At 66.8% G+C, this 25,414-nt stretch carries 25 protein-coding genes and 1 other RNA gene; 10 read left to right on the forward strand and 16 right to left on the reverse strand.

Translation table 11 applies throughout. From position 1 onward, the window contains the following. Positions 1-89: 89 nt before the first annotated feature. Positions 90-563 (reverse strand): FKBP-type peptidyl-prolyl cis-trans isomerase, encoded by a 474-nt coding sequence (locus XARJCFBP2528_RS01110; protein ID WP_016904455.1) that lies wholly within the window; start codon positions 561-563, stop codon positions 90-92. 275 nt (positions 564-838) lie between these two features. Beyond that, positions 839-1,891, reverse strand: a complete 1,053-nt coding sequence (locus XARJCFBP2528_RS01115; protein WP_024937999.1) for a cation diffusion facilitator family transporter — start codon at positions 1,889-1,891, stop codon at positions 839-841. A 97-nt stretch (positions 1,892-1,988) separates the two neighbouring features. On the opposite strand from XARJCFBP2528_RS01115, the gene XARJCFBP2528_RS01120 reads away from it, so the two are divergent. Continuing rightward, positions 1,989-2,324: a zinc ribbon domain-containing protein YjdM gene (locus XARJCFBP2528_RS01120; protein ID WP_016904453.1), complete on the forward strand. Its 336-nt coding sequence runs from the start codon at positions 1,989-1,991 to the stop codon at positions 2,322-2,324. Between the two features lie 117 nt (positions 2,325-2,441). Here the strand turns inward: XARJCFBP2528_RS01120 and XARJCFBP2528_RS21790 are convergent, their stop codons facing one another. From XARJCFBP2528_RS21790 to XARJCFBP2528_RS01135, 4 genes are all read right to left on the reverse strand, one after another. Next, complete coding sequence (locus XARJCFBP2528_RS21790) at positions 2,442-3,230, reverse strand: hypothetical protein (RefSeq protein ID WP_016904452.1); 789 nt, start codon at positions 3,228-3,230, stop codon at positions 2,442-2,444. 217 nt (positions 3,231-3,447) lie between these two features. Continuing rightward, positions 3,448-4,503: a L,D-transpeptidase gene (locus tag XARJCFBP2528_RS01130; RefSeq protein ID WP_026064810.1), complete on the reverse strand. Its 1,056-nt coding sequence runs from the start codon at positions 4,501-4,503 to the stop codon at positions 3,448-3,450. Between the two features lie 380 nt (positions 4,504-4,883). Next, positions 4,884-4,959, reverse strand: a non-coding RNA gene (locus tag XARJCFBP2528_RS21795) — sX9 sRNA. 61 nt (positions 4,960-5,020) lie between these two features. Continuing rightward, the gene (locus XARJCFBP2528_RS01135; RefSeq protein ID WP_026064809.1) at positions 5,021-6,115 is read right to left on the reverse strand and encodes an alkene reductase; all 1,095 of its coding nucleotides are present in this window, start codon (positions 6,113-6,115) and stop codon (positions 5,021-5,023) included. 246 nt (positions 6,116-6,361) lie between these two features. Between XARJCFBP2528_RS01135 and XARJCFBP2528_RS01140 the strand changes: the two genes are divergently transcribed. The 7 genes from XARJCFBP2528_RS01140 to XARJCFBP2528_RS01170 all read left to right on the forward strand — a co-directional run bounded on the left by XARJCFBP2528_RS01140 (position 6,362) and on the right by XARJCFBP2528_RS01170 (position 11,783). Beyond that, positions 6,362-7,570, forward strand: coding sequence for an MFS transporter (locus XARJCFBP2528_RS01140; protein WP_047124204.1), 1,209 nt, complete (start codon positions 6,362-6,364; stop codon positions 7,568-7,570). Between the two features lie 171 nt (positions 7,571-7,741). Continuing rightward, entirely contained in the window at positions 7,742-7,912 is a 171-nt protein-coding gene (locus tag XARJCFBP2528_RS23770) for a hypothetical protein (protein WP_016903500.1), read from the forward strand. Positions 7,913-8,137: 225 nt separating this feature from the next. After that, positions 8,138-8,593, forward strand: a complete 456-nt coding sequence (locus XARJCFBP2528_RS01150) for a PA2169 family four-helix-bundle protein (protein WP_016903501.1) — start codon at positions 8,138-8,140, stop codon at positions 8,591-8,593. Positions 8,594-8,848: 255 nt separating this feature from the next. Then, positions 8,849-9,451 (forward strand): 2'-5' RNA ligase family protein, encoded by a 603-nt coding sequence (locus XARJCFBP2528_RS01155; protein ID WP_016903502.1) that lies wholly within the window; start codon positions 8,849-8,851, stop codon positions 9,449-9,451. A 35-nt stretch (positions 9,452-9,486) separates the two neighbouring features. Then, complete coding sequence (locus XARJCFBP2528_RS01160; protein WP_016903503.1) at positions 9,487-10,095, forward strand: HD domain-containing protein; 609 nt, start codon at positions 9,487-9,489, stop codon at positions 10,093-10,095. 62 nt (positions 10,096-10,157) lie between these two features. Next, on the forward strand, positions 10,158-10,340 hold the full coding sequence (locus XARJCFBP2528_RS01165; protein ID WP_016903504.1) for an oxidoreductase-like domain-containing protein: 183 nt from the start codon (positions 10,158-10,160) through the stop codon (positions 10,338-10,340). A gap of 69 nt (positions 10,341-10,409) precedes the next feature. Continuing rightward, entirely contained in the window at positions 10,410-11,783 is a 1,374-nt protein-coding gene (locus XARJCFBP2528_RS01170) for a virulence factor (RefSeq protein WP_026064579.1), read from the forward strand. A 1,013-nt stretch (positions 11,784-12,796) separates the two neighbouring features. Here the strand turns inward: XARJCFBP2528_RS01170 and mprF are convergent. Next, a complete protein-coding gene (gene mprF, locus XARJCFBP2528_RS01175) occupies positions 12,797-15,361 on the reverse strand; it encodes a bifunctional lysylphosphatidylglycerol flippase/synthetase MprF (RefSeq protein WP_016903506.1) in 2,565 nt (854 codons plus the stop codon). Positions 15,362-15,622: 261 nt separating this feature from the next. Between mprF and XARJCFBP2528_RS01180 the strand changes: the two genes are divergently transcribed. Both XARJCFBP2528_RS01180 and XARJCFBP2528_RS01185 read left to right on the forward strand, forming a co-directional pair. Beyond that, positions 15,623-16,330 (forward strand): DUF998 domain-containing protein, encoded by a 708-nt coding sequence (locus XARJCFBP2528_RS01180; protein ID WP_016903507.1) that lies wholly within the window; start codon positions 15,623-15,625, stop codon positions 16,328-16,330. An 11-nt stretch (positions 16,331-16,341) separates the two neighbouring features. After that, positions 16,342-16,689 carry a RidA family protein gene (locus XARJCFBP2528_RS01185; RefSeq protein ID WP_016903508.1) on the forward strand — a complete coding sequence of 116 codons (348 nt, stop codon included), beginning with the start codon at positions 16,342-16,344 and terminating at the stop codon, positions 16,687-16,689. A 235-nt stretch (positions 16,690-16,924) separates the two neighbouring features. On the opposite strand, the gene XARJCFBP2528_RS01190 is transcribed toward XARJCFBP2528_RS01185, so the two are convergent. The 9 genes from XARJCFBP2528_RS01190 to XARJCFBP2528_RS01230 form a co-directional block, all read right to left on the reverse strand. Next, the gene (locus tag XARJCFBP2528_RS01190) at positions 16,925-17,995 is read right to left on the reverse strand and encodes an SAM-dependent methyltransferase (protein ID WP_016903509.1); all 1,071 of its coding nucleotides are present in this window, start codon (positions 17,993-17,995) and stop codon (positions 16,925-16,927) included. A 17-nt stretch (positions 17,996-18,012) separates the two neighbouring features. Next, positions 18,013-18,795 (reverse strand): DUF1295 domain-containing protein, encoded by a 783-nt coding sequence (locus XARJCFBP2528_RS01195; protein ID WP_047124205.1) that lies wholly within the window; start codon positions 18,793-18,795, stop codon positions 18,013-18,015. After that, complete coding sequence (locus XARJCFBP2528_RS01200) at positions 18,792-19,337, reverse strand: DUF2878 domain-containing protein (protein ID WP_016903511.1); 546 nt, start codon at positions 19,335-19,337, stop codon at positions 18,792-18,794. Before XARJCFBP2528_RS01200 ends, XARJCFBP2528_RS01195 begins: the two co-directional genes overlap by 4 nt. After that, entirely contained in the window at positions 19,334-20,629 is a 1,296-nt protein-coding gene (locus XARJCFBP2528_RS01205) for an SAM-dependent methyltransferase (protein WP_016903512.1), read from the reverse strand. Before XARJCFBP2528_RS01205 ends, XARJCFBP2528_RS01200 begins: the two co-directional genes overlap by 4 nt. Further along, a complete protein-coding gene (locus XARJCFBP2528_RS01210) occupies positions 20,626-21,531 on the reverse strand; it encodes a DUF1365 domain-containing protein (protein WP_026064580.1) in 906 nt (301 codons plus the stop codon). Before XARJCFBP2528_RS01210 ends, XARJCFBP2528_RS01205 begins: the two co-directional genes overlap by 4 nt. Next, positions 21,531-22,781, reverse strand: coding sequence for an NAD(P)/FAD-dependent oxidoreductase (locus XARJCFBP2528_RS01215; RefSeq protein WP_016903514.1), 1,251 nt, complete (start codon positions 22,779-22,781; stop codon positions 21,531-21,533). The genes XARJCFBP2528_RS01210 and XARJCFBP2528_RS01215 overlap by 1 nt, the downstream gene beginning before the upstream one ends. Continuing rightward, a complete protein-coding gene (locus XARJCFBP2528_RS01220; protein WP_047124206.1) occupies positions 22,778-23,776 on the reverse strand; it encodes an acyl-CoA desaturase in 999 nt (332 codons plus the stop codon). Before XARJCFBP2528_RS01220 ends, XARJCFBP2528_RS01215 begins: the two co-directional genes overlap by 4 nt. 226 nt (positions 23,777-24,002) lie before the next feature. Then, the gene (locus tag XARJCFBP2528_RS01225) at positions 24,003-24,842 is read right to left on the reverse strand and encodes an anti-sigma factor (protein ID WP_016903516.1); all 840 of its coding nucleotides are present in this window, start codon (positions 24,840-24,842) and stop codon (positions 24,003-24,005) included. Beyond that, the gene (locus XARJCFBP2528_RS01230; protein ID WP_016903517.1) at positions 24,839-25,402 is read right to left on the reverse strand and encodes a sigma-70 family RNA polymerase sigma factor; all 564 of its coding nucleotides are present in this window, start codon (positions 25,400-25,402) and stop codon (positions 24,839-24,841) included. Before XARJCFBP2528_RS01230 ends, XARJCFBP2528_RS01225 begins: the two co-directional genes overlap by 4 nt. Positions 25,403-25,414: the final 12 nt, after the last annotated feature.

The following is a 25,414-nucleotide window of genomic DNA, read 5'->3' on the forward strand; positions in this document are numbered from 1 at the left end:
ACTTCTGCCGCCGGCGACGCCCATCGCGCTGCGTTCGGACGTCGCAGCAGCCGAACTGCCGCATGCCCGCAGGCACGCGGCGCACCCGATCAGGCCGCGACGCTGGCGACCTGGCCTTCGTTCAGTTCTTCGGTAGTGGCTTCGCGCACCTCGATGACTTCGACCGCGAAATGCAGAGTCTGGCCGGCCAGCGGATGGTTGCCGTCGACGGTGACCTGCTCCGGACCGACCTCGGTGACGGTGACCAGCACCGGACCCTGCTGGGTGCGCGCCTCGAACTGCACACCCGGCACGACCTCGACATCGGTCGGGAACGCCTCGCGCGGCACCTGCTGGATCAACTGCTCATGGCGCGGGCCATAGCCCTGTTCTGGCACGACATCGGCAGTGAGTGTCTCGCCGACGCGCTTGCCGTCCAGCGCCTGTTCCAAGCCGGGCACGATGTTGCCGGCGCCGTGCAGATAGTTCAATGGCGCGTCCGGCGTCGAACGGTCCAGGACCTGGCCGCTGTCGTCGGAAAGGGTGTAATGAATGGTCGCAACGCGACCCTGGCTGATTTCCATTGGAAACCTCCATGACTTGTGATCGAGTGGGATGCGTCGGCTGACTCACGACGCCAAGAGATGGTGCCCGCATACCGTAGGCAATCGACCCGGATGATGCAACCGCAGCCGGGGCTGCGGTTAGGGCGAGGATCAGCTTGGTGGTGACGATGTCACCGCTGCGATGCAATTGAATGCTGCGCGATGCGCCGGTATGCGAAGGTGAGCCGATCGATGCGCGTTACCTGCGGTGTTTGGCCGCGTGGCGATGCACGCATTCCACGGCCTGCCGTGCGCTAATCCTTCTCTGCGCCACGTTCGATCTGGGCGCGGCGTGCGTGCCAGGTTTCCGGCGTCTGCGGCTTGATGAACAGCGCGGTGAGCTCGGGGTGCTGACGCTTGGCGGCCGCTTCGATGCGCCCGACGCAGGCTTCGATCTGTGGCGTGGTGCGGCTGTCTTCGAACTCGGCGCTCAACGCAGCAACCACCTGGTTCGGGCCCATCTGCATGGTCAATACGCCGTTGGCGGCACGCACATCCGGATCGCTGGCGGCAATGCGCAGCAGCGATTCGGTAACGTGCGCATGCGCGGGTTCGCCGATCAGCAGGCCCTTGGTTTCGCGCGCCAACAGGAATGCGGTAAAAGCCAGCACGCAAGCGATGCCGATCGAGGCGATGCCATCGAGTTCGGGCATGTCCAGCAGCTGCGCGCCGGCCAGGCCAAGCACCGCCATGAACAGGCCGATCAAGGCGGCGCTGTCTTCGAGCAGCACGGTGAACGTGCTGGGATCCTTGCTCTGCCGGAATGCCTGGAAATACCCCATGCGGCCTTTCTTGGCGCGGAATTCGCGCAGCGCCACCACCCAGGAAATGCCTTCGAACACGATCGACACGCCGAGCACGATGTAGGCGAGCAGATGGCTCTTGGCCGGCTCGGGATTGCGCAGATGCACGATGCCCTCGTACAGCGACACGCCTGCGCCCATCGCGAAGACCAATAGCGCGACGATGAAACTCCAGAAGTACAGCTCACGCCCGTAGCCGAACGGATGGGTCGGCGAGGGGGCCTGCGCGGCGCGGCGCAGCCCGTACAGCAGCAACACTTCGTTGACGGTGTCCACCAGCGAGTGCACGCCTTCGCTGAGCATCGCCGAGCTGCCCGAAATGCCTGCGGCGATGAATTTTGCGATCGCGATGGCAAGGTTGCCGGCCAGCGCGACATAGACGACCAGATGCGAGCCGGTTTTCTTTGCCGCGCCCGGTTCGCCAGCCGCAGGCGCGGTGGATCCTGGCGCAGCGCCGGGGGCTTGGGGAAGCGATGGGTTGGGCACGTGCGACCTGCAGGGCATTCGACAAGCTCTGCACTATCGCGCCGGCGCCGTGCCGGGGACGTGATCGCGCTGCCGGGAGGCTACAATCCACGCCCGTTTTGAACCTAGGAATCGCATGTCTTCCGTTCCCGCCTGCCCGCAATGTGGCCTGGACAATACCTATGCCGATGGCGCGTTGCTGATTTGCGCAGACTGCGGCTTCGAATGGAGCGCGGGCGAGTCCGCCGCGGCTGCGACGGTGGTGCGCGACAGCAACGGCAACCTGTTGCAGGCCGGCGACACGGTGACCGTGATCAAGGACCTGAAGGTCAAGGGCTCATCGATTCCGCTCAAGCAGGGCACACTGATCCGCAACATCCGCCTGGTCGAAGACGATGCCGAGCACATCGAAGGCAATTCAGAAAAGATCAAGGGCCTGGTGCTGAAGACCTGTTTCCTGCGCAAGGCCTGAGGCTGTTGCGGAGGTAGCAGCACAGCCTGCAGCGTGTGTAGGAGCGCGCTTGCGCGCGATGAGGGATGCTCGCCAACGCCTCATCGCGCGCAAGCGCGCTCTTGCGTTGCGGGTCGCTCAATCGCGCGGATACACCGCCGCCACCGTGCAACTCTGGCGCATCCGCGCGGCCAGGCCGCCACGCGTGGTGCTCAGGTCGCCCTGCTGGCCGGATCCGGCAGCCGCGCCGGCAAGCGCCATTTCGTCGAGCACATCGACCTTGTCGCCGGGATTGCCGCAGATCGCATTCAGGCCCATGCCGGAGACGAAGCGGATCGGCGGCGCGCCGCTGAGTTCTCGGCAGCTGTCCATCAGTTCGACACGGTAGTGGCGATGCGTGCCGGGGTGACGTGGCGAGACTTCCACCACCAGGCCCTGGCCGTCTTCCGACCACGAACGCAGCATGCTGGGATTGAAGCAGTAGCTGGACGAGCCGGCGAAATTACGCCGGCGCGCTTCGCGCACGCTGACCCCGTCCAGGGTCGGAATGCCGCTGTCGCGTTGTCGTGCCGCACTGGCGTATTCGCGCGCACTCAGTGTGGCGATCTGGCTGACCGCGCAGTGCTGCTGGCCCGAGCTCACGTATGCCGGCGCACCGTTGCAGACCCAGCCGTGCGCCGCCAGCAGGCTCGCATCCGCTCGTGCGGCCAGTTGCGGGCAGTCCTGCGCGAGACTGATGCGGAACAGCCGCCCGCCCTGTTCGGCCACTGCCAGCGTGCGCGGATCGGCTTGATGCAGCTCCGTCACCTTGCGCGCATCCAGGCACTCGGCGTTCGGTGCGGCAGGGCGCAGCGGCTCGGCCGCTGCAGTGGAGGACGCGTAACCAAATAGCGTGCTGCCGAGCAGAACCGCAGTGAGTAAACGCATCACGCACATCCTTGGCAATGAGGGATGTCCGCATCATCTGCCAAGCAGGTCGCGCTGACAATCGCAGCAACGCGTGTCGGGTCGCGGCGCTCAACAACATCGGGCGGGCCGCCAGCGCATACGAGTGCATGCCGATCCCGGGCTGCAAGCATGTGCGCGCGCGAGCTTACGCGCAGCTTGCAACTCGCCGCCGCGATAACGCGGCGCAGTTCGTTGCTCAGGGTGCCTCGGGCGGGTCCGAATCCAGCACCTGCAGCTTGCCGCCGGTGGTTTCGGGAAGGATGCGTTGGTCGGTGGCCACCAGCACCACACCAGGCGTCAGCAGCGGCAGCAGGCCGGCCAGGAATGCCGGCGGCACCTGCAGCCGAGCGATGGTGTCGGCATCCAGGGCCTGTCCTGCCGCGGCACTGCTGCCGGGGATGCCGATGCGCATCCAGTTGGGCATGCGTTGACCGGGCAAGCCGGGCACTTCGCCAGGCAGGAAGCCTTGGCCGACGATGAACGCTTGCGTGCCCAGCGGCGCGGCGCCGGTCTGCGCGCGCAATGCCACTTGCGCGCGTCCGATTTCCACGCCGTTGCGATACACCACCAGTTGCTGATCGCTGCTGCTGACCAGCATCGAGATCGGGCCGGTAGGTGCCAGCTCCGGCTGCCACGCAAAGCTATGGCCGTTGGGCAGCGGCAGCAATGCCCGCTGCGCACCGGTGGCCGGGTCGATCGGGCTGAGCGCGCGGGGGTGCACCACCGCGTCCGCATCGACGCCGGCCTGCGCAACCACCACCACCATGCCCATGTTGGAATTGTCGAACAGCAGCCGCGCGAATTCCGACGGCAGATGCACGCAGCCATGCGATTCCGGGTAACCGGGCAGGCCGCCTGCGTGCAGGGCCACGCCGTCCCAGGTCAGGCGTTGCTGATACGGCATGGGCGCGGCGTTGTAGAGGTTGGAGCGGTGGTCCTTGTCCTTCTGCAGGATGGTGAACACGCCGGTCGGTGTCTCGTGCCCGGGCTTGCCGGAGCTGATGGTGGAAACGCCGATCAGGATGCCGTTGCGATACGCATACGCGCGTTGCTCGGTGAGGCTGACAATCACCGCCATCGGCCCCCAGCCCTTGCTGACGCCGCCCCAGATCCATTCGCCCGGCTGGAGGTCGGCCGGCGCCGTTTCGGCAGGGCTGGACTGGCGCGCGCCCCAGAACGGCACCGCAAGCGCTGGCCCGCAGATCAGCAGCGTGCAGAAAACAACAGCAATGAGCAGGGGCCGCATCGGCATTCCAGAGAGCAGTGTGTGCACGATCCTAGCGGGGCCGGGTGTACGCGTCATGTGGTTGCTACCGGGATGGCTACGTTGCGAAGGCATCCGCGTTACGAGGGGGGCGTGCTGTGTACGCGTTTGCGTATTCGCCGAGCCTGGGGCGAACACACGCACAAGCGCCTGGCCTTGCGCGCCGGTTCAAAGATTGAGTTGGCAGATGCACGATGGCCGCCGCCTAGCGCTAGGCGATCGGGCAAGGGATGCGTATCGCGCTTGCACGAGACGCCGGGCCGGCGACGTGCTCAGGTCCAACGTGCGCGTGCGGACCGGTCGATCCGGTACGGCAGCTGCGCTCGCTTGATGCCGAGCGCAGCCGCTGTGGCGGCGAGACTTGGAGCGACTGACAAAATCTAACGATCAGTCGTCAGGTGGGTGCGGACGGCGCGCAGGAACCGGAATGTACGCGTGGTACATCCCGATTCCAGACATCGGTCGCGCCTGCCTGGCGGTGAGCGCAGGCGTCTTGCAGCCGCGCTCAGTTCGGCAGGGCGGGGTAGTCGGTGTAGCCCTTGGCACCACCGCCGTACAGGGTGGCCTGGTCGAGCTCGGCCAGCGGGGCGTTCTCGCGCAGGCGACGCACCAGATCCGGGTTGGCGATGAACGGCCGGCCGAAGGCGATCGCATCGGCGTAACCGCTGTTGATGGCGTGGTCGGACAGCGCCTTGTCGTAGCTGTTGTTGGCGATCCAGGCGCCGTCGAACTTTGCGCGCAGCGCGGCATAGTCGAAGGCGACGTTGTCGCGCGCACCGCCGGTTGCGCCTTCGATCACGTGCACGAAGGCCAGCCCGCCGATCAGGTTGAGACGCTCCACCGCACGTTCGAACAGCGGCTGCGGATCGGAGTCGTGCATGCCGTACACCGGCGTGACCGGCGACAGCCGCACACCGGTGCGTTCGGCGCCGATCTCGTCGGCGATCGCCTGCACCACCTCGGTCAGCAGGCGGGTGCGGTTTTCGATGTCGCCGCCGTACGCGTCGGTGCGCCGGTTGGAGCCGTCACGCAGGAACTGGTCGAGCAGGTAGCCATTGGCCGCATGCACTTCCACACCATCGAAACCGGCATCGATGGCGTTGCGCGCGGCGATGCGGTAGTCCTCGATCAGGGCGGGGATTTCGTCCAGCGCCAGCGCACGCGGCTCGGAGACATCCTGGAAGCCGTCCTTGGTGTAGGTCTTGCCTTCGGCGCGGATGGCGCTGGGCGCCACCGGCGATTCGCCCGGCGGCAGCACGCTGGTGTGCGAGACGCGGCCCACATGCCACAGCTGCAGCACGATCTTGCCGCCACGGCGATGCACCTCATCGGTGACCGCACGCCAGCCCTGGACCTGCTCGGCGGTATGGATGCCGGGCGTATCCAGGTAGCCCTGACCCAGCGGGCTGATCTGCGTGCCCTCGGCCACGATCAGGCCGGCACTGGCGCGTTGGCCGTAGTACTCGGCGGCGAGCGGCGAGGGCACCTGCCCGGCGGCGGCGCGATTGCGCGTCAGCGGCGCCATGATCACGCGGTTGGCAAGATCCAGCGCGCCCAGGCGCACGGGGGAGAACAACGGGGATTCAGTGGATTTGGACATCAGCAACCAATTGGGTGTGGATCACGCGCCAGGCGCGACACCGCGCCGATCGCGAGTGCCCCCTAGCGATGGTGGCGGCGCAAAGCGGATTCGAGCGATAGCGATAGGACACAGCGTCTCCTGGCGCGCCGAAAGCGGCCAGACTGTGACGTGCCGGGGCCTGGCGATGAATCGCAGCAGGCACCGCGCTTTCGTCGATTGCTGCGTTGCACAATAATAAGCCGCCCCGTCATCCTGGAGTCGGGCATGTCCGATACCGATCTTTCAACGCCGCGCGTGTCACGGCGCGATTACGTGCTGATCCTATTTGCGTTGGCGATGGGCGGCTTTGCGATCGGCATCAGCGAATTTTCCACCATGGGCCTGATGACCCAGATTGCGCAGGGCCTGCAGATCAGCGAGCCGCAGGTTGGTCACGTGATCAGCGCCTATGCGCTGGGCGTGGTGGTCGGTGCACCGTTGCTGGCGATTATTGGCGCGCGCTGGCCGCGGCGCACCTTGTTGCTGCTGCTGATGGTGTTCTACGCGCTGGGCAATCTCGCCAGTGCACTGGCGCCGAGCTATCACATGATGTTGCTGTGCCGTTTCATCGCCGGCTTGCCGCATGGCGCGTACTTCGGCGTTGCGTCACTGGTGGCCGCGTCGATCAGCCCGCCCAACCAACGCGCCACTGCGGTGGGCCGGGTGTTGCTGGGCCTGAGCATCGCCTTGCTGGTCGGCAATCCGTTGGCGACCTGGCTGGGCCAGATCGTGAGCTGGCGGTGGGCCTACGCGGCGGTGTCGGTGCTTGCGCTGTGCACGGTTGCGGCAGTGGCGGCGCGCCTGCCGCCTGCGCCGGACGAACCGCGGCAACAGCCGTTGCGTGAGCTGCGCGCGTTCAATCAGCCGCAGGTATGGCTGGCCCTGGCGATCGGCGCGGTGGGTTTTTCCGGCATGTTCTGCGTCTTCAGTTATCTGGCACCCACCCTGACCGCGGTGACCGGCGTGGCGCCGGCGCGGATCCCGCTGGCGATGGTGGCGTTCGGGGTCGGCGGCGTGCTCGGCAGCATCCTGGGCGGCTGGCTGTTTGACCGCATGCAGTTCCGCGCGGTGCCGGTATTGCTGGTGTGGTCGGTGGTGGTGATGCTGACCTTTCCGTTGGCTGCGCAGTCGGGCCTGTGGGTGTTTGTGTCCATCGTGGCGGTCGGCACCATGGGCGCACTGGCACCTGCACTGCAGACGCGTCTGATGGATGTGGCCGCGGAGGCGCAGACCCTGGCAGCGGCGTCCAACCATGCCGCGTTCAATACCGCCAATGCGCTGGGCCCGTGGCTGGGCGGTATGGCGATCACGGCCGGGTGGGGCTGGACCTCAACCGGCTACGTGGGCGCGGCCACTGCGCTGGGCGGCTTGCTGGTGTACGCGCTGGCGGTCTGGCAGGAGCGCCGCCAACGCGCGTCGTTGGCGAGCTGCTGAGGCGCTGCCGGCCTGCACTGCCTGTTGCAGTTGGAGTGATGAGTGGCAGGGCTGGCGGATGGCGTGCTGGTTGCGACGTTGGGTCGTACCGGACGCAAGGCCATATCCACGGCCAACTCACGAGCGCACGTCGAGACTGCATGCTCAACTGCAAGCGGACCGTACAGCGCCATGACCGAATACACGCCACCGCCCTGGAAGCGCGGCAAGCCCAAGGGTAGATCCGCCTCCACGCCGCTGACCGCAAGCCAAAAGGCCGCTGCCAAGCAGCGCGCCGAGGAGGCCGGTCGTCCCTATCCCAACCTGGTTGACAATATGTGGGCGAGCCGGCAGCCGAAGTAGGTTTGACCTGCTCTTGGCATCGATGAATCGCCATTCATTGCCTACATGATCGCGTGAGGACAATCACCACATCACTCACATGTCGATTATGTGTGTCCCGCCAAGCTAAGGCCGTACACAACGCCAAGGCATGCAATCAGCACATCGATTGCCTCATCCCCGAAAGCCAGCGCAAACGCATCCACAACTTGCGCAGCGCTGGCCCATCGCAACCAGGAGCGACACATGAGCATTCAGAGCAAGACCGAGCATAGCCTCAACGACCTCATCGCCATTTCCCGTGACGGCAAGGACTTCTACGAAGAAGCAGCCGCCAAGGTGGGTGATGCGGAACTTGCAACGCTGTTCCGCCGCATCGCCGGCGTGAAGTCCGACATCGTCAGCAATCTGAGCAGTGTGGTTGCATCGGTCGGTGGCAAGCCGGAAACCAGCGGCACCATGGTCGGCAGCATGCAGCAGTTCTACGGTAAGGTGCGCGCCACGTTGGGCGATACCAAGTATGGCTACGTTGCCGAACTGGAAGAGTCCGAAGACCGTCTGCTGAAGGCATTCGACGAAACCATCGCCGACCAGGACACCCCGGCCGCTGCACGCGACGCCGCACTGCGTCTGCTGCCAGAAGTGCGCGCATGTCACGACGTGATGCGTAACCGCAAGCATGCGATGAAGAGCGCTGCATAAGCTGCGCGCGTGACCCAGGCGCATCCAGGTGATGCAGCTTGCGGAGTGAACCGATAAAGGCGGAAATGGGCAGCGCAAGCTGCCCGTTTCTTTTTGTGTCGCAAGTGGTCAGAGCTGCGCGATTGTTGTTCCACGCACTGTACGCGTTCCACGTTTTTGCATTGATGGTGAATGCGTGCCACGCATGCATCTGGTCTGCTAGTATCCGCCGCCCTTCTTCCGGCAGGTCCGCGTACGCGGTCGTGGAATCAGCCCATGAAACATCAGTTCCTGTACCTGTCTTCGGCCGAGGCGCAGTTGTCGCTTGGCCTTGGTGAGGAGAAGACCACCGAGCGGCTGTTCTTTGCGGTGATGGCCGATGCGACCACCGCCCAACGCGCTGCGGCAATCGCCGATGGGCTGCTGCACAGTGCTCATGTCGACGGCAAGCCGCTGGCGCGCGAGCGCTTGCATGTGACCTTGCATCATCTGGGCGATTACGCGGGCGGCTTGCCGCCTTCGCTGGTGAGCCGCGCCAGTCAGGCAGCCGAGCGCGTGATGCTGGATGCGTTCGAGGTGGAGTTCGATCGGGTTGGCACCTTTGGTGGACGGCGCTCGCAGCTGCCATGCGTGTTGCGTGGCGAAGACAAGGTGCGCGGGCTGTACGAACTGCAGGGCGCGCTGGGCCGGCAGCTGGCGCATGCGGGCATTGCCGGCGACGCGCAGTACACGCCGCATATGACGCTGCTGTATTGCAACCAGTCGTTGCCGCAACGGCGCTGCGATGCGCTGGCGTGGACGGTGCGCGAGTTCGCGCTGGTGCGCAGCTTCCTGGGCCAGTCGCGTTACCAGATCGAAGGGCAGTGGGCGCTGCGCTGATGTGCAGGCAGATGCGTACGCGGTAGCCTGCGTGCATGGATGCCACCACCACACCACTGCCACTGCAGCCCGAGCACCTGGCCGCGCTCGAACAGGCCTATGCCACGCCACCGCGCGCCTATCACCACTTCGGCCATGTGCGTGCGCTGCTGCAGCACTACGCCGAGGTCGCCGCCGGGCCGGGTTGGCAGCAGCCGGTCGAGGTCTGGCTGGCGGTACTGTTTCACGATGCGGTGTATCAGCCCGGACGCAGCGACAACGAGGCGGAGTCCGCCAACTGGGCGACGGACTGCATCCCGCGCTGGTGGCCGCAAGCGTCGGTGGATCTGCAGCGCGTGCAGCGCCTGATTCTGCTCACCGCACGCCACGGACAACTGCAGCCAGCGGACGTGGACGCCGAGGCGGCGTTGTTCCTGGATTGCGACATGGCGATCCTGGCCGCACCGGCAGCGGTGTTCGATGCGTATGACGAGGGCATTGCCGCCGAATACCGTGGGCATGTCCCCAGCCTGCTGTTCCGGCTCAACCGCAGGCGCTTTCTGGCCGGCCTGCTCGAGCGTCCGCGCATCTTCCTGAGCGACTACTTCCATGCACGCTGCGACGCTGCAGCGCGGGCCAATCTGCGCCGGCGACTGGGGCGCTGACCTGGCACGCTGCGCGCAGTGGTTCATCCAGGCGCAGCCATGGCGCACGCTACAATGCGTGCATGCACGACCGCGCAGCTTCCGATCACGATCCACGCCCGCAGCCGCCCGAGCCGCCTGCGCCCAACGAGTGCTGCGAAAGCGGTTGCCCGTTGTGCGTGCACGATCTGTACGCGGAGGACCTGGCGCGCTACCGGCAGGCCTTGGCCGCCTGGGAAGCGCGTCAGCGAGCACATGCGCGATAAGCGAAGCGCCGCGCTTCGCGTGGCTGCCTGGAACGATTATCTTTGAACCACTTTTCCCGATGGTGCGACATGCGACGACTTGAGATGTGGAGCGCGCTCTGCGGCGCGGCGGTGTTGACGCTATCGGGCATGGCGGCTGCGCAGACCACGCAGCCAGTGAGCCACGGCCGTTTCGAGCAGGTGCCGGTGCTGATGCCCAAGGGCGAGCCGCAGCGCGTGGTGATCTGGCTGACCGGCACCGGCAACAACGTCAAGCGCCAGACCCAGGCAGAAAGCCTGCGCGCCGATGGCGCGATGGTGGCGATGGTGGATACCGCGCATCTGTACGCGGTGCTGCGCAAGGCCGGCGGTACCTGCGCGTTTTCGGTCGGAGATGTGGAAAATTTCTCGCGCTACGTGCAGGCCTTCTACCACATCCCCACCTACCGCCTGCCGCTGCTGGTCGGCGACGGCGAGGGGGCTGCGCTGGCCTATGCGATCGCGGCGCAAGCCAAGCCGCATGTGCTGGCCGGCGTGCTGACCGACGGGCTGTGCCCGGCGACGGTGTCCGACCAGGCGATCTGCCAGCCGGGCGTGCGCCCGGGCAGCAATACGCTGCTGCCGGTGCCATTGCAGATTCCCTGGGTGCTTGCCGGCAGCCAGGACAAGCGTTGCCCGGCCGCGGCCGAAGACGGCTTCCTCAAGCAGGTACCGCAGGCGCGCACGTTCACGCGTTCGGCGCAGGGCGACATCCTGCCGGGCCTGCGCGCGGCGGCGCGTTCGCTGGGCGAGCAGAAGGGCGTGGCGCTGCCGCCGCCACCGGGCGGGCTGGAAGATCTGCCGGTGGTGGAACTGCCGGCCAAGCCCGATGGCGACAGCGACGACGACACCTTCGTGATCTTCGTCTCCGGCGACGGCGGCTGGGCGGGTCTGGACGAAGAGGTGGCCGATGCGTTGGCCGCGCAAGGCATCCCGGTGGTCGGCCTGGATTCGCTGCGTTACTTCTGGACCGAGCGCACACCGCAGGGCTTTGCCACCGATCTGGATCGCATCGCGCGTTTCTATGCGCAGCGCTGGCAACGTCAGCGGGTGGTGCTGATCGGCTTCTCGCAGGGCGCGGACGTGTTGCCTGCCGCAATCAACAAGTTGCCGGCGCAGACCAAGCAGAACCTGCGCATGACCGCGCTGTTGTCGGTGGGCAAGCTGGCCGATTACGAATTCCATGTCAGCAACTGGCTGGGCTCGGACGACGAAGGCCTGCCGATCGCGCCGGAGGTGCAGCGGCTGCCCGCCGGCACCACCGTGTGCATCTACGGCCAGGACGATCAGGACGCGCTCTGCCCAAGCCTGTCGGCACAGGCCGCCAAGCGGGTCGCGCTGCCGGGTGATCACCACTTCAAGGGCGATTACGCGACCCTGGCCAAAGTGATCATGGAGCAGCTGCACGCGCTGTCGAAGCCGTAAGCGAGCGCGGCATATCTGACCTGGTTCGGCCCAACTCCAGGCCGAACCAGGTCAACAACCTGGTTGTCACCGTTCGGTTTGGCCCCCTGCAGTCCGGCAGGCCCTCTGCTTTTCTTTCAGCAACCGACAACAACCGGTGGTGCTTGCGCGGGTGCCGGCGTGGGACCTTGAGCGGCATGGATGCCGCGCCAGAGCCTACATGGACGTACTTGCGGCGTGTCCCATGCCGGTACACGTGCAAGCGCCCTCGGCAGACCGAAGCATTCGCGCGTAAACGAAAGATGTTCTGCACAAATTGATCGGTGTGCGGAGCTGGTCGGCGGCGCGGCGCCGCATCCAGTGTCGGGACACGCCGTGAATCCATCCCTGGAGGCTCGGTGGCGACATCCATGTCGCCACACGGTCCCGCCCCCGGACGCGACACCACGCTCCCAGCGTTGCCACTGCTGATCGGCAAGCAATGCTTCAAGCACGTGTTGATGCCTGCGGACTTCGTGGCCGATGTAATCGGTAAGCCATCTACCTGCTGTCATGTCGCCAAAAAGTGGTGACGTTCCGAAGGATGTGCAGCGCCAACAGGCCCTTCGCATTTTTTTCCGCAACCGACCCCAACTGGTGGTGCTTGCGCGGGTGGCGGTGTGGGACCTTGAGCGGCATGGATGCCGCGCCAGAGCCTACATGGACGTACTTGCGGCGTGTCCCACACCGGTACGCGTGCAAGCGCCCGCAGCAGACCGAAGCATTCGCGCGTAAAAGATAGATGTTCTGCACAGATTGATCGGTGTGCGGAGCTGGTCGGCGGCGCGGCGCCGCATCCAGTGTCGGGACACGCCGTGAATCCATCCCTGGAGGCTCGGTGGCGACATCCATGTCGCCACACGGTCCCGCCACCGGACGCGGCACCACGCTCCCGATATTGCTACCGCTGATCGGCAAGCAATGCTTTCAGGCACACGTGCAAGCGCCCGCAGTAGAGCGAGGCATTCGCGTAAAACCGCAGGTATCGAGCGGCCTTACTCCTGCCGGCCCGGATCCGCCGAGATCAATCGGGTGACATCCAGCAGCGCCGCCGGCAGATGCATGCCGCCGGGTGCGACCAGATAGCGCGGGCGCCAGGTCGGGGCGAACTTCGACTTGAAGCGGCGCAGGCCGCTGAAGCCATAGAAACGCTCGCCATGACGTGCGACCAGGCTGGCGAAGCGATTCCAGCGGCCGGCCAGGCGATGCTCGGCCAGGCCCGACAGCGGTGCCATGCCCAGCGAGAAGCGCGTATAGCCGTTGGCTTGCCCCCACAGGAACAGCTCGATGAACAGGAAATCCATTGTGCCCTTGGGTGCCTGTGCGCTGTGCCGCATCAGGTCCACCGACAACTCGCCGCCGGCCGGCGCCCACCACACATTGGCGAAGGCCACGATTTCGCCTTCCGCCTCGGCCACGGCCACCGGGAAGCGGCGCAGATAGTCCGCATCGAAGCTGCCCAGCGAGAAGCCCTTCTCTTCGCCTGACTTTTCTTCCAGCCATTGTTCGGACACTTCGGACAGGCGCGGCAATACCGCATCCACCTGTTCGGGCTGCAGCATGCGGAAGGTCAGGCCGCCGCGCTTGCCGCGGTTCCAGGCCTGGCGCAGATCGGCGCGGTCGCGGCCCTCGAGGGTGAAGCCTTCCAACGGCACGATCGCCTCTTCGCCCAGTTTGACCAGCGTCAGGCCCATGTCTAGGTAGGTCTGCCAGTATTTTTCGCCGACCTGGTAGAACACCGGGCGCAGGCCCATATGGTCGGCCTCCTCGCGGAAGCGCCAGATCAGGGCGCGCGCGACCTCCGGTGGGCCGACCGGGTCGCCCATCGAGATCAGCGAGCCACCGTAACGCTGCATCATCACAAACCCGCGGCCCTGCTCGTCGAGCAGGAAGGCCTTGTCGCCGGTCAGCGCCAGGCAGGCCTGGGTGTCGGTGCTGATAGCCAGGATCGGCGCCAGCGTCTGCAGGGTCTGCGCATCGGCGGACGGCATCGGGCGGCGGCCGCCACGCAGCAGGCGCGCCATGCCGAACACGATCACGCCCACGCACAGGATCAGCGCCGCGCGCAGCGCACGTGGCGCGTTGGCCGAGGTGGCGAATTCCCACCACAGGTCGTTGCTGTATTCGACGTGGCTGTAGACGAAGAACAGCAGCCAGAACGTGGCCACCAGCACCAGGCCGAGGTTGCTCAGCCAGCGCCACGACCAGGCTTCGTCCAGCAGCGCGCCCTGGCGGTAAAACTCGCGGCGTGCCGCCCAAAGCGCCACTGCGGCCAGTGCCGCCGACAACGACACCGAGATATGGCTGCCGCGCAACAGCGACAGCGGCGGCAGCAGGATGCACACGCCCAGCGCCAGCACCCAGGCCGCATGGCTGCGGCGTTGCAGGCCCTGGCCGATCAGCAGCAGCACCATGCCGCCCAGGCTGACCAGCAGATGCGAGGTTTCGATCAGTGGCAGCGGCGCCACTTCCTGGCGCGCGCGCGGGGTGGGCAAGGTGCCGTCGATGACCAGCGCCGCACCCACCGCAAACACCGCCAACGCCAGGATCTGCGGCAGCCACGGGCGCAAGGCCTTCCATACCGTGCGTGCGGTGCTGGCGCTGGCGCGCACCGGTGCGCCCAGGCCGGAGGCTGCCGCCATCGCCACCGAGATCAGCAGCGGCACGATGTAGTAGGTGACCCGGTAGGCCAGCGCGGCGGCCAGCACCGCGGCGGGGGTGACGTGCGGCAGCAGCTTGAGCAGGCTCCACTCGAACACGCCCAGGCCGGCCGGCACTGTGGAGATCAGCCCGGCGACCACCGCCACCAGCCAGATGCCGATAAACCCGAAGTAGCCGGTGCCCGGGTCCGGCGGCAGCAGCACGTAGAACGCGGCGGCCGCCAGGCCCAGCTCGACCACGCTCAGCGCGGTCACGCCCAGTACCGTGGTGCGGTCGGGCAGCCAGAAGCGATGACTGCGGATCCCGAATTCGCGGCCCTGTCTGCCGACCAGCCCCAGCATCGCGACGTAGCCGACCAGCAAGGCGATGCCGGCGATGCGGATGCCTTCTGCGGCAATCGGCAAGGCACGCGCAGCCGCTTCCGGTTCCAGCAGCAGCGCCAGGCCAAGCAACACCCAGGCGCCGAAGATGAAGCCCAGCGTGCTCATCAGCACCACCTGGCCGATTTCGGCCAGGGTCAGCCCGACGCTGCCATAGCCGCGCAGGCGGACCGCGCCGCCGGTCAGGGCGGCAAAGCCCAGCGTCTGCCCCACCGCATGCGCCATGAAGGCGGTGATGCCCACGCGCGCCGGATGCAGTCGCTTGCCGGTGCGCTTGAGCCCGATCCAGTCAAAGCCCACCAGGCAGGCGTAGCTGCTCAAGCCCAGCAACAGGGTGAGCGCGATCTGGCCGGCACCCAGGGCGCGGAAGGCCTGGCGGATCTGCCGATAGCCATGGTCGGTGAATTGCCCCGACAGCGCGTGCAGCGCCATTGCCAGGATTGCCAGGCTGATGATCACCGGCAAGGCGCGGCGCCAGCCGCTGGCCGGCGCTTGGGAAGACACGGAGGTATCCGTCATGAGGGAAACGGGATCTGCTGAAGGGGAAGAAGGGCACATGCACGGTGCGTGCCGTGCGGGCGGTTGCTCTGCATGGGACGGTCGGTGTCAAGGTACATGCAGGGTGATCGCGTGGATGCCGAATGAGGTGAACGCAGGGTTCGGTCGCGCCGACAGGTGTCGGCTCAGGACGGCCGCGCGCATCATAGGGCATCGCCGCGCCCACGTGCCGCAGGAGACCGATATGGACACGATGACTGTTGCAACACAGACAGGCTGCTGATGGAAGATCAACACAACAGCGGCACTGCGATGCCACCCGGGTCTTCCCGCCCGCCACGCTGGGCCGGGCAGGCCGGCGCAGTCGCCGCCTGCACGGGCCTGGCCTTCATCGCCTTGATCCTGCTGCTGCAATGGCTGCGCGGCGATCTGGACTGGATCGACGCACAGCTGAGCGCGTATCTGCACGGCGCCTACGGGCTGCTGTTGCGCACGGCCTATTGCGTGCTGGCTGCCGCGATGGCGTGGATGGCGCTGGGCCTGCATGCGGCACTTGCACCGCCCGCGCGCAGCCGCACCGTGGTGGGGCTGTTCTGGGCGGCGGCGGTGGGCCTGTGCATGGTGTCGATCGGCGATAGCTGGATGCCGGAGCTGGCGCCCGATGCGGCGATGCCGGTGCACCTGCTCTCGGCCGACATGACGTTTCTGTGCGTGATCGCGGCGGTGTTGCTGCAGTCCTGGTACTTCCGCCGCGACCGGATGTGGCAAGGCCACTTCGCCGCCGCGTTCGGCCTGGGGCTGTGCGCATTTGCGGTATTGCTGTTCCACGTCACGGTCACCAGCGCGCCGCTGGGCATCAGCCAGAAGAGCGCCATCGTGTTGATCGTGGCCTGGATGGTGCGGGTGGGGGCGTGGTTGGCGCAGCACGTGCGCGCCGGGGCTGCACGTTTGCCGCATTCGCGGGACAATGCCCGGGTCAATCAACCGTAGGAAGTCTGAAAATGCTGCAGCGATTCGATGCGGGTCCGCGGATGTCGGAAATGACCGTCCATGGCGGCGTGTGCTACCTGGCCGGCCAGATTGCCGAAGACACCAGCCAAGACATCACCGGGCAGACCCGCCAGGTGCTGGGTGAAATCGACAAGTTGCTCGCGCAGGCGGCCAGCGACAAGACCAAGATCCTGCGTGCGGAAATCTTCCTGGCCGACATCGCCGATTTCGACGGCATGAACAAGGCCTGGGACGAATGGGTGCCGCACGGCTTCACCCCGGCGCGCGCCACGGTCGAAGCCAGACTGGCGCGGCCGGAATGGAAGGTGGAAATCGTGATCACCGCTGCGGCGAGCTGATCACAGCGCGGCGCGCGGAGCGCGGCTCGATCGCGCGCCGACGCCGTGTCATCTGCGCGCATGCGCTCGGACAAGCGTCGCAGCATTGTCTGAAGGACAGTGGCGAAAGCTGATCGCAGGTCGGCTTGACAGCATCGCCAGCGCGCTTGTCGGCGCACCCCATGATTGGAGCGCCGACATGTCGCGCTTCACTCACGTGGGCCGCCTCGTCGTTTCGACGCGCGCGCGTGCGCGATCAGCGTTTGACGAAGCGGTAATGCGCCACGCCCCATTCGCGGCCCTGGTCGTAACCGAACAGCTCGGCGCAGGCCAGCCAGAACATCCGCCAGCGCTGCCACCAGCGCTGCGCATCGTCGCCATAGGTCTGCCGTAGTAGCGGCATGATCTGCTCGCGGTGGCGGTCCTGGTTTTCCAGCCAGGCGTTGGCGGTTTTTTCGTAATGCTCGCCCGACAGCACCCAGCGCTGTTCGATGATGACGTCCTGCTGGAAATGCAGCAGGGTGTCGGCCGCCGGCATCAGCCCGCCGGTGAAGAAATGCCGTCCCATCCAGTTGTCTTCGCCGGCCACTTCGAACGGGTAGGCCAGGTCGCGGTGACAGAAGATATGCACGAACAGCTTGCCGCCTGGCGCCAGCCAGCTGCCGACACGTGCCAGCAGCTCGCGGTAGTTGCGCATGTGTTCGAACATCTCCACCGACACCACGCGGTCGAAGTTGCCCGGCGGCAGCGCCAGCGCGTTGACGTCGGCGGTGATGACCTGCACGTTGCTCAATCCGCGCACGCGGCACTGCTCCAGGATGTGCGCGCGCTGCGGACGCGAGTTGGACACCGCGGTGATGGTGGCGCCGGGATAGCGCTCGGCCATCCACAAGGTCAGCGAGCCCCAACCGCAGCCCAGCTCCAGGATGCGTTGGCCGTCGGCCAGTTCGGCGCGCTCGCCGTACAGCGCCAGCATGCGTTCTTCGGCCGCATCCAGATCCGGCGTGGTGGCGTCCCAGTAGCAGCTGCTGTACTTGAGCCGGCGGCCCAGGCACAGGGTGAAGAACTGCGGCGGCAATTCGTAGTGCTGGCGATTGGCGGCATCGGTTTCGATCGCGATGGCGCTGGCACGCAGGCTGTCGATGAAGGCGCGTTGGCGTTCGCCGCTGGCGTCGGCACCGCCGGTGCGCTCATCGTGCAGGCGTTGCGCACACAGCCGGCGGATGCCGTAACGCAGTGCGGCGTCGGGCAGCACGCCGGATTCGGCCAGCCGGGTGGCGAAGGATTCTTCGGGCAGCGAGGAGGGCGGGATGGTGACAGTGGACATACGACTCTCTAGGCGACTCAGGACGAAGGGGGAAGTGGGAAAAACGCGCTGGTGCTGCGCTGGTATTGCGCGTAGTCCTCACCACGCGAGCGCAGCGCCTGCTGCTCGGTGTAGGGAATGCCGGTGAAGCGATACAGGAATACGAACATCACCACCGGCCCCAGCGCAGCCAGGGCAAGCGGCCACGGCCCGGCACCGACGGCCAGCGCCAGATAGGCGAACCAGTGCACGAACTCGAAGAAGTAGTTGGGATGGCGCGAATACCGCCACAATCCGCTGCGGCAGGTGACGCCACGATTGGCAGGGTTGGCCTTGTGCGCAGACAGTTGCCGGTCGGCCAGGGCTTCGCCACCGACCGCGATCAACCACACCGCAATCGCCAGCGTGCTCCACGCGCTCCAGGCCGGAGTCGGGTTGCTGGCAGCGGCCAGAAACGGCACACAAAACAGCACCACGACCACCGCCTGCGCCAGGAAGAAGCCCAGGAATTTGCGTTGGTCGCCGTTCCAGTGCTCGCGCAGGGCGCGATAACGGCCATCTTCGTGCGGGTCGCCGAACACGCGCACGCCCAGATGCAACGCCAGGCGCGCGCCCCAGACACCGCCGAGCACGCCGACCAGCACGCGCGGCAGCAGCGCGCCATCGGACATCCACGCGCAATACGGCGCTGCCACCGCCAGACACGCGGCCCACAGCACGTCGACCGGGCCGGCATTGCCGCTGCGGCGTTGCCACAGCCAGCCGACCACCATCACCACGCTCGCAAACACGCCCACATGCAGCAGCGGCCAGGCATTCATTGCAGTTCTCCCCTCAGGTGTTCAGGCGATGGTCGCGCGAGGCGGCGTGCATACAGCGACAACAGACCGCAGGCCACGCCCCAACCGATGCCGACCGCGACCGCCGCATGCAGCTGCGGCGGCTGGAATTGCACTGCCTGCCAGCTGCGCTGCGCCAACCAGTACGAAAACGGCCCGAAGATCGCGCCCAGCAGCACCGCCAGCCACGGCCGCTGCATCACCGACGCCAGCGAATGATTGAGCGTGAGCGCAAAGCCCAGCCACAATGCCAGGATCCAGGCCGGCGCCAGCAGGGTGCCCGGCCACGGTGCGGCATAACGCACCCAGCCTGCGGCGGCCAGCGTGGTGTCCAGCAGCAAGCCCAGCGACAGCGCGGCGACCAGCAACTGCAGATCGCCCGGCGCACGCCGCGACGGCCACAGCTGATACAGCGCGAACAGCGCCAGTACCAGCAGGGTAGGCCAGACGCGCGCCTGTGCGGCCGCGCTGACGGCCACCAGCCACAGCACCTGCAGGCCCAAATAGTTGCCGAGCTGCTTCATGCGTGAACGGGAAGGCCGGGCACGAACTGCGGCGGGCGTGCGCCCGGCTTGCTCAGCCATAGATGCACATCGCCGATCGAGCGTTCCAGGAAGCCGGCTTCGCAATAGGCCAGGTAGAACTCCCACATGCGGATGAAACGCTCGTCATAGCCGAGCGCGCGCACCTGCGGCAGCTGCGCCATGAAGCGCTGCCGCCAGGCGCGCAGCGTCAACGCGTAGCTCGGCCCGATGTCTTCCAGGTTGAACAGGCGCAGGTCGCTGGCGCGTGCGATTGCGCCGGTCATCGCCGCCACCGACGGAATGAAGCTGCCGGGGAAGATGTGCCGCTTGATGAAGTCCACCGAGCGCAACGCCTGCGCATAGCGATGGTCTTCGATGGTGATGGCCTGGATCAGCGCCTCGCCATCGTCGGCCAGCAGGCTGCCGACCTTGGCGAAATAGGTGTCCAGATACTGATGGCCGATCGCCTCGATCATCTCGATCGACACCACCCGGTCGTAGCGCCCGTCCAGATCGCGATAGTCGCGCAACAACACGCTGACCCGGTCGCTCAGGCCGGCCGCGGCGATGCGCTGGGTCGCCAGTTCGAACTGCTCGCGCGAGATGGTGGTGGTGGTGACGCGGCAGCCATGCTCGCGTGCAGCGTGCAGCGCAAAGCCGCCCCAGCCGGTGCCAATTTCCACCACATGGTGTTGCGGGCCGAGCCGCAGTTTCTGGCAGATGCGTTCGAGCTTGCGCGTGGCTGCGCGCTCCAGTGCGGCCTCGCCCTGGGCTTCTTCGCCCTCGACGAAGATCGCCGAGGAGTACATCAGGTTCTCGTCCAGGAACAGGCGGAATAACGGGTTGCCCAGATCGTAATGCGCGGCGATGTTGCGCCGGCTGCCGCTGCGGGTATTGCGTGCGAATGCATGCAGGCTGCGCATTGCCCAGCCGCCCAGTCGCGCGGTACCGGTCTCCATCGCATCCAGGCGCTCGCGATTGCGCAGCAGCAGGCGCATCAACGCGACCAGATCGTCGCATTGCCATTGCCCGTCCATGTACGACTCGCCGGCACCGACGCTGCCATTGAGCGCGGCCTGGCGATAGAAGCCGGGGTCGATGACGCGCAACTGCGTCTGCAGCGCATCCGCACCACTGGCGTTGCCGAGGGTGGTGACGTCATCGGCTTCGTGCAGCTGCAACTGTCCATCGCGCAGCTCGCCGAGCGTGGCCAGCAGCCGCTTGCGCAACAGGCGGTCCGTCCAGGAAGCCGCGCGCGGCGCAGCGGTGTCGGGCAGGGACGTGGCGTTCATCGGGGTTCTCGCACAGGCGGATGAGGGTGATCGTGGACGGGGTTGCCGCGTAGCCACAGGCGCAGGGCCTGCCAGTGGATGGCCAGCACCACCTGCACGGTCATCAAGGGGTAGGCCAGCAGCGTGCGCGCCAGGGTGCGTGCGTTGAGCGGCTGGCGTTGCAGGACCAGGGTGGCATCGAAGCGGCGCGTGCCACGCTCGCTGCCTGCGCCACCGGCGTCAGGATGAGCGGCCGGCGTATCGCCGCCGGGCGCATCCAACACCTGCATATGCACGCGCAATTGCGCATCCGGCACGCTGAAACGCCAGTCGTACTGATGCTGCATGCCCATGAACGGCGAGACATGGAAGCGCTTGTCGAAGCGCCAGGCATGCACGTCGCGATGCGTGCGCGCCTGCGCGACCGGCAGCACGTAGGTATGGCGCTGCTGCCAGGGCGTATTGGTGATTTCCGCAACGATCCAGCGCAGGCCACCGTGGCGATCGAAGCAGTAGTAGAAGCTGACCGGATTGAACACGTGGCCGAAGTAGCGCAGATGCGTGAGCAGGCGGATCGCGCCATCGGGGCGCTCGCCGGTCTGGGTCTGCACGCAATCGCGCACGGCCTGGTCCAGCGGAACGTTCGGATCGCCGAGATAATCGCTGCGCCGGAACTGCGCCAGGTTGGCGCGCCCCACCGACCACAGCCAACGCCGCGCGAACACCGCATCGAGCTCGGACAGATCCAGGTACATCAGGAACAGCCGGTAGCGAAACGCCAGCGCTCTGGGCGCAAACCGACGGTGCCGCACCCAGCCGGTGTAGATTGCGCTGCGCAGTGTGCCGGCCACGCTACCCGCACCGCTGTCCTCGCCCGGAGGCAGCGGTACCGCATCGGGGCTGGCTTCGCGCAGCAGCTGCATCACCAGTCCACTCCCAGGCCACGGGCCACGTCCACGCCGCTGCGCAGGCCGTCTTCGTGAAAGCCGAAGCCCCATGCAGCGCCGGCAAACCAGGTGTGCTGCAGGCCCTGGATCTCGGCCTTGCGCGTCTGCGCGGCGAGCGCGGCGGCGTTCTGCACCGGGTGGCGGTAGCGCATGCGCCGCAGCACCTTGTCCGGCGCGATGTCGTGATCGCGATTGAGGCTGACGATGAACGGCTGCGGCGCATCGATCGACTGCAGGGCGTTCATCCAGTAACTGACCGTGCACGGCGCCTGCGGGTCGGCCGGCACATGCGCATTCCACGCTGCCCAGGCGCGGCGGTCGCGCGGCAGCACGCTGGCGTCGGTGTGCAGGACGGTGTCGTTGTCCTGGTAGGTGATGCCGCCCAGAATCTGCTGCTCGGCCGCCGTGGCGTCGCTGAGCAAGGCCAGGGCATCGTCGGCATGGCAGGCCAGCACCACGTTGTCGAAGTGCTCCTCGCCACGCAGGGAGCTGAGAACCACGCCGTTGGGCGCGCGCCGGATCGCATGCACCGGCGTGGACAGGCGCTCGAGCACCTGCCAGCGCCGACGCAGCGCACGCACGTAGCTGTTGGAGCCGCCGCGCACCACCTGCCATTGCGGACGCCCGCTGAGCTGCAGCATGTGGTGATTGGCCATGAAGCCGATCAGCTGGCCCATCGGAAATTCCAGGATGCGTTGCGAGGGCGATGACCACAACGCCGAAGCCATCGGCACCAGATGCTGGTCGCGAAACGCGTCCGAGTAGCCATGCCGCTGCAGATACGCGCCCAGCGTGCTGAAGCGCTCTTCGCTGTGCAGCACCGCCGGTGCCTGCCGATAGAAACGGCGCAGGTCGGCCAGCATGCCCCAGAAGCGCGGGCTGAGCAGGTTGCTGCGCTGGCAGAACAGTCCGCTCAGGCTGCCGGCGTTGTATTCGAGCCCGCTGCGCGCATCGTGCACCGAAAAGCTCATCGTGGTCGGCTGCGCGGCCACGTCCAGCTCGGCGAACATGCGCGTGAGCAGCGGATAGTGCTGCGGGTTGAACACGATGAAGCCGCTGTCTACCGCATAGCGCTGGCCGTCCAGCTGGATGTCGTGCGTATGCGTATGCCCGCCCAGATAATCGGCGGCCTCGAACAAGGTGACTTCGTAGCGGCGCGACAACAGCCACGCTGCGCCCAGGCCGGCGATCCCGCTGCCGACCACGGCAATCCTGCCCTCGCTCATCGGCTCACCCGCTCGGCACGTTGGGTGAGCGATTTCGGCATCGGTTTGAGGTCCCACACCAGGCCCACCCACGACATCGCGGTGAGCCCGTACCAGGTGACGTCGTACTCCCACCAGCGCAGGCCCTGGCGCGCGGAGCCGGGAAAGAAATGATGGTTGTTGTGCCAGCCCTCGCCGAAGGTGAGCAGTGCCAGCAGCCAGTTGTTGCGGCTGTCGTCGCGGGTGTCGAAGCGCCGGCTGCCGAAGCGGTGCGCCAGCGAATTGATGGTGAAGGTGGCATGGAACAAGGCCACGGTGGAGATCACAAAGCCCCACACCAGCAGCTGCGCACCGTTGGTCTTCAATGCGGGCGCGGCAACCGCCAGCCAGTCGCCGAGCAGGTACAGCCCGATCGCCAGCAGCACCGGCATCACGATGTCGAAGCGGTCCAGAAAGCGCAGCTCGGCAAAGCGACGCAGGTCGGGGATGACCTCCCAATCGGTGCGGAAGTTGCGCGGGGTCAGGAACCAGCCGGTGTGGCTCCACCAGAAGCCGTGCTGCGCCGGCGAATGCGGATCGCGGCCGGTGTCGGTATGGCGGTGATGGTTGCGATGATGCGCGGCCCACCACAGCGGCCCGCGTTGCACGCAGGTGGCGCCGAGGGCCGCAAACAGGAACTGCAGCACGCGCGAGGTCTTGAACGCGCGGTGCGAGAAATAGCGGTGATAGAACCCGGTCAGCGCGAACATGCGCAGTGCGTACAAGGCCACCGCCACGCCGACCGCGAACCAGGACGCACCGACCCAGAACACCGCCAGGCAGGCCAGGTGCAGCGCGATGAAGGGCAGGGCACGCAGCCAGTCGATGCGGTCTGCGCGTGCCTCGTCCAGCGGCTCGTCGGTTTGCGAATCCACCCAACGACGCAGGCTGCCGGTGCGTGCTGCGAGCCACCCGAGACAGCGGGTTTCGGCAGGCTGCGGCGGCGCGGCATGTGGGTCAAAGCCAGTACTCGGCACGCGTGGTTCTCCGTGTGTAGTCGTGACCCTTTACGGACGCCGCCGGCAAACAGATGCACCAGCCGGTTTGATCGTCGCATGCGTGCGCGCGCTTGGCGTGCCGGTGCGAACGAATCGCGCAATTGCGCACACATTCAACGGCGCACGCCAGGGTTGAGGCGGATGAGGCTGTTGCTTGGAAGCCGCCGCCTGCGACGTGGTCGCAGGCGGCGTCAGGCGCGCCGGATCAGGGCGCCATTGCCAGTGTGCTGATGCCGCCCTTGGCCACTACGGTCCCGGTGGCAATGCCGCCCGGTGCGCCGCCTGGCGGCTCCAGCGTAACGGCCAGAATGGCCTCGTTGCTGAGCATGGGCATCAGCTGATCGGGAATCTGCGCGCGGCGTGCCCGCTGGTCGTCGAAGGTACCCATCGAATGCGCCTTGCCGTCCGGCGTGATCAGCCACAACTCGGGCACCTTGTCGGCGGTGGCGGTGCGGTCCAGCGGCGTCACCGTGATGGTGTGCTTGTCGGCATCCATCAAGGCGACATAACCCGGGCGGCCGTCTTCGGTGGCCAGCGTGGAGGTCATCGCGATACCGGTTGCCGGCGCGGTGGTCGCAGGCGGCGTAACCGGTGTCTGCACCACCGGACCGGTGCCCGGCGGCGGCTGCACCGGTGCCGGCGGCGTGCGCAGGTTCAACAGCGCCAGCACGCAGACCGCGGCAGTGGCCAGGCCAGCGGCGCTTGCCCAGCGCCAGAACCGCACGCTGTTCCACACCGCTGGCTTTGGCGTGCCTGACGGCGGCGTTGCCGATGGCGCGGAGGCCACCGCATGCAACGGCGTATCGAAGCCCAGCGTCTGGCGGATGCGTGCCCAGACCTGGCCGGGCGGCGTCACTGCGGCGATTTCGTCCAGCAACGGCGCCAGATGTTCCTGCCACTGCGTCACCGCCTGGGCGAACTGGCCGTCGGTGGCGACGCGTTGTTCGGCAGCCAGGCGCTGGTCGGCGCTGAGCAGGCCCAGCACGTATTCGCCGGCCAGCACGTCGCGCGGCGGTTCCTGGTCGATGGGAAAGGGCGTGCTCATCGTTCCAGACATGCCTTGAGTTTGGCCAGGCCGCGGCGGATCCAGCTTTTGACCGTGCCGATCGGTGTGTCGGTGCGCGCGGCGAGTTCTTCGTAGGTGATGCCGTCGAAAAACGCGGTGCGGATCAATTCGCTGCGCGGCGGCTCCAGCTCGGCCAGGCAATGGTCGATGCGGCGGCGCGTGCTGGCGCGCTCGGTGCGCTCCAGCGGCGAGGCATCGCCGGCGCGCAATTCGCCGGCATCGTCCAGCGCCACATTGCGGCGTTGCGGTGCATTGGCGCGCAGATGGTCGATGGCCTTGTTGCGCGCGATCATCGCCAACCAGGTGAGCCCGCGTGCACGGGTGGGATCGAACTGCCCGGCCTTGTGCCAGATCAGCGTGAACACGTCCTGCAGCACCTCTTCGGCTTCGGCACGTTGCGGGATCATGCGCAGGCAAACCCCGAACAGTTTGGGCGAGGTCTGCCGGTACAGCGCCTCGAAGGCATGCCGGTCGCCGCCCGCGGTGGCGGTCAGCAGTCGTCCGGCTTCATCGTCGTCGTGGCCAGGGATGGCACTCATGCGGTCGGGCGT

This window comes from Xanthomonas arboricola pv. juglandis, assembly GCF_001013475.1.
Taxonomy (GTDB): domain Bacteria; phylum Pseudomonadota; class Gammaproteobacteria; order Xanthomonadales; family Xanthomonadaceae; genus Xanthomonas; species Xanthomonas arboricola.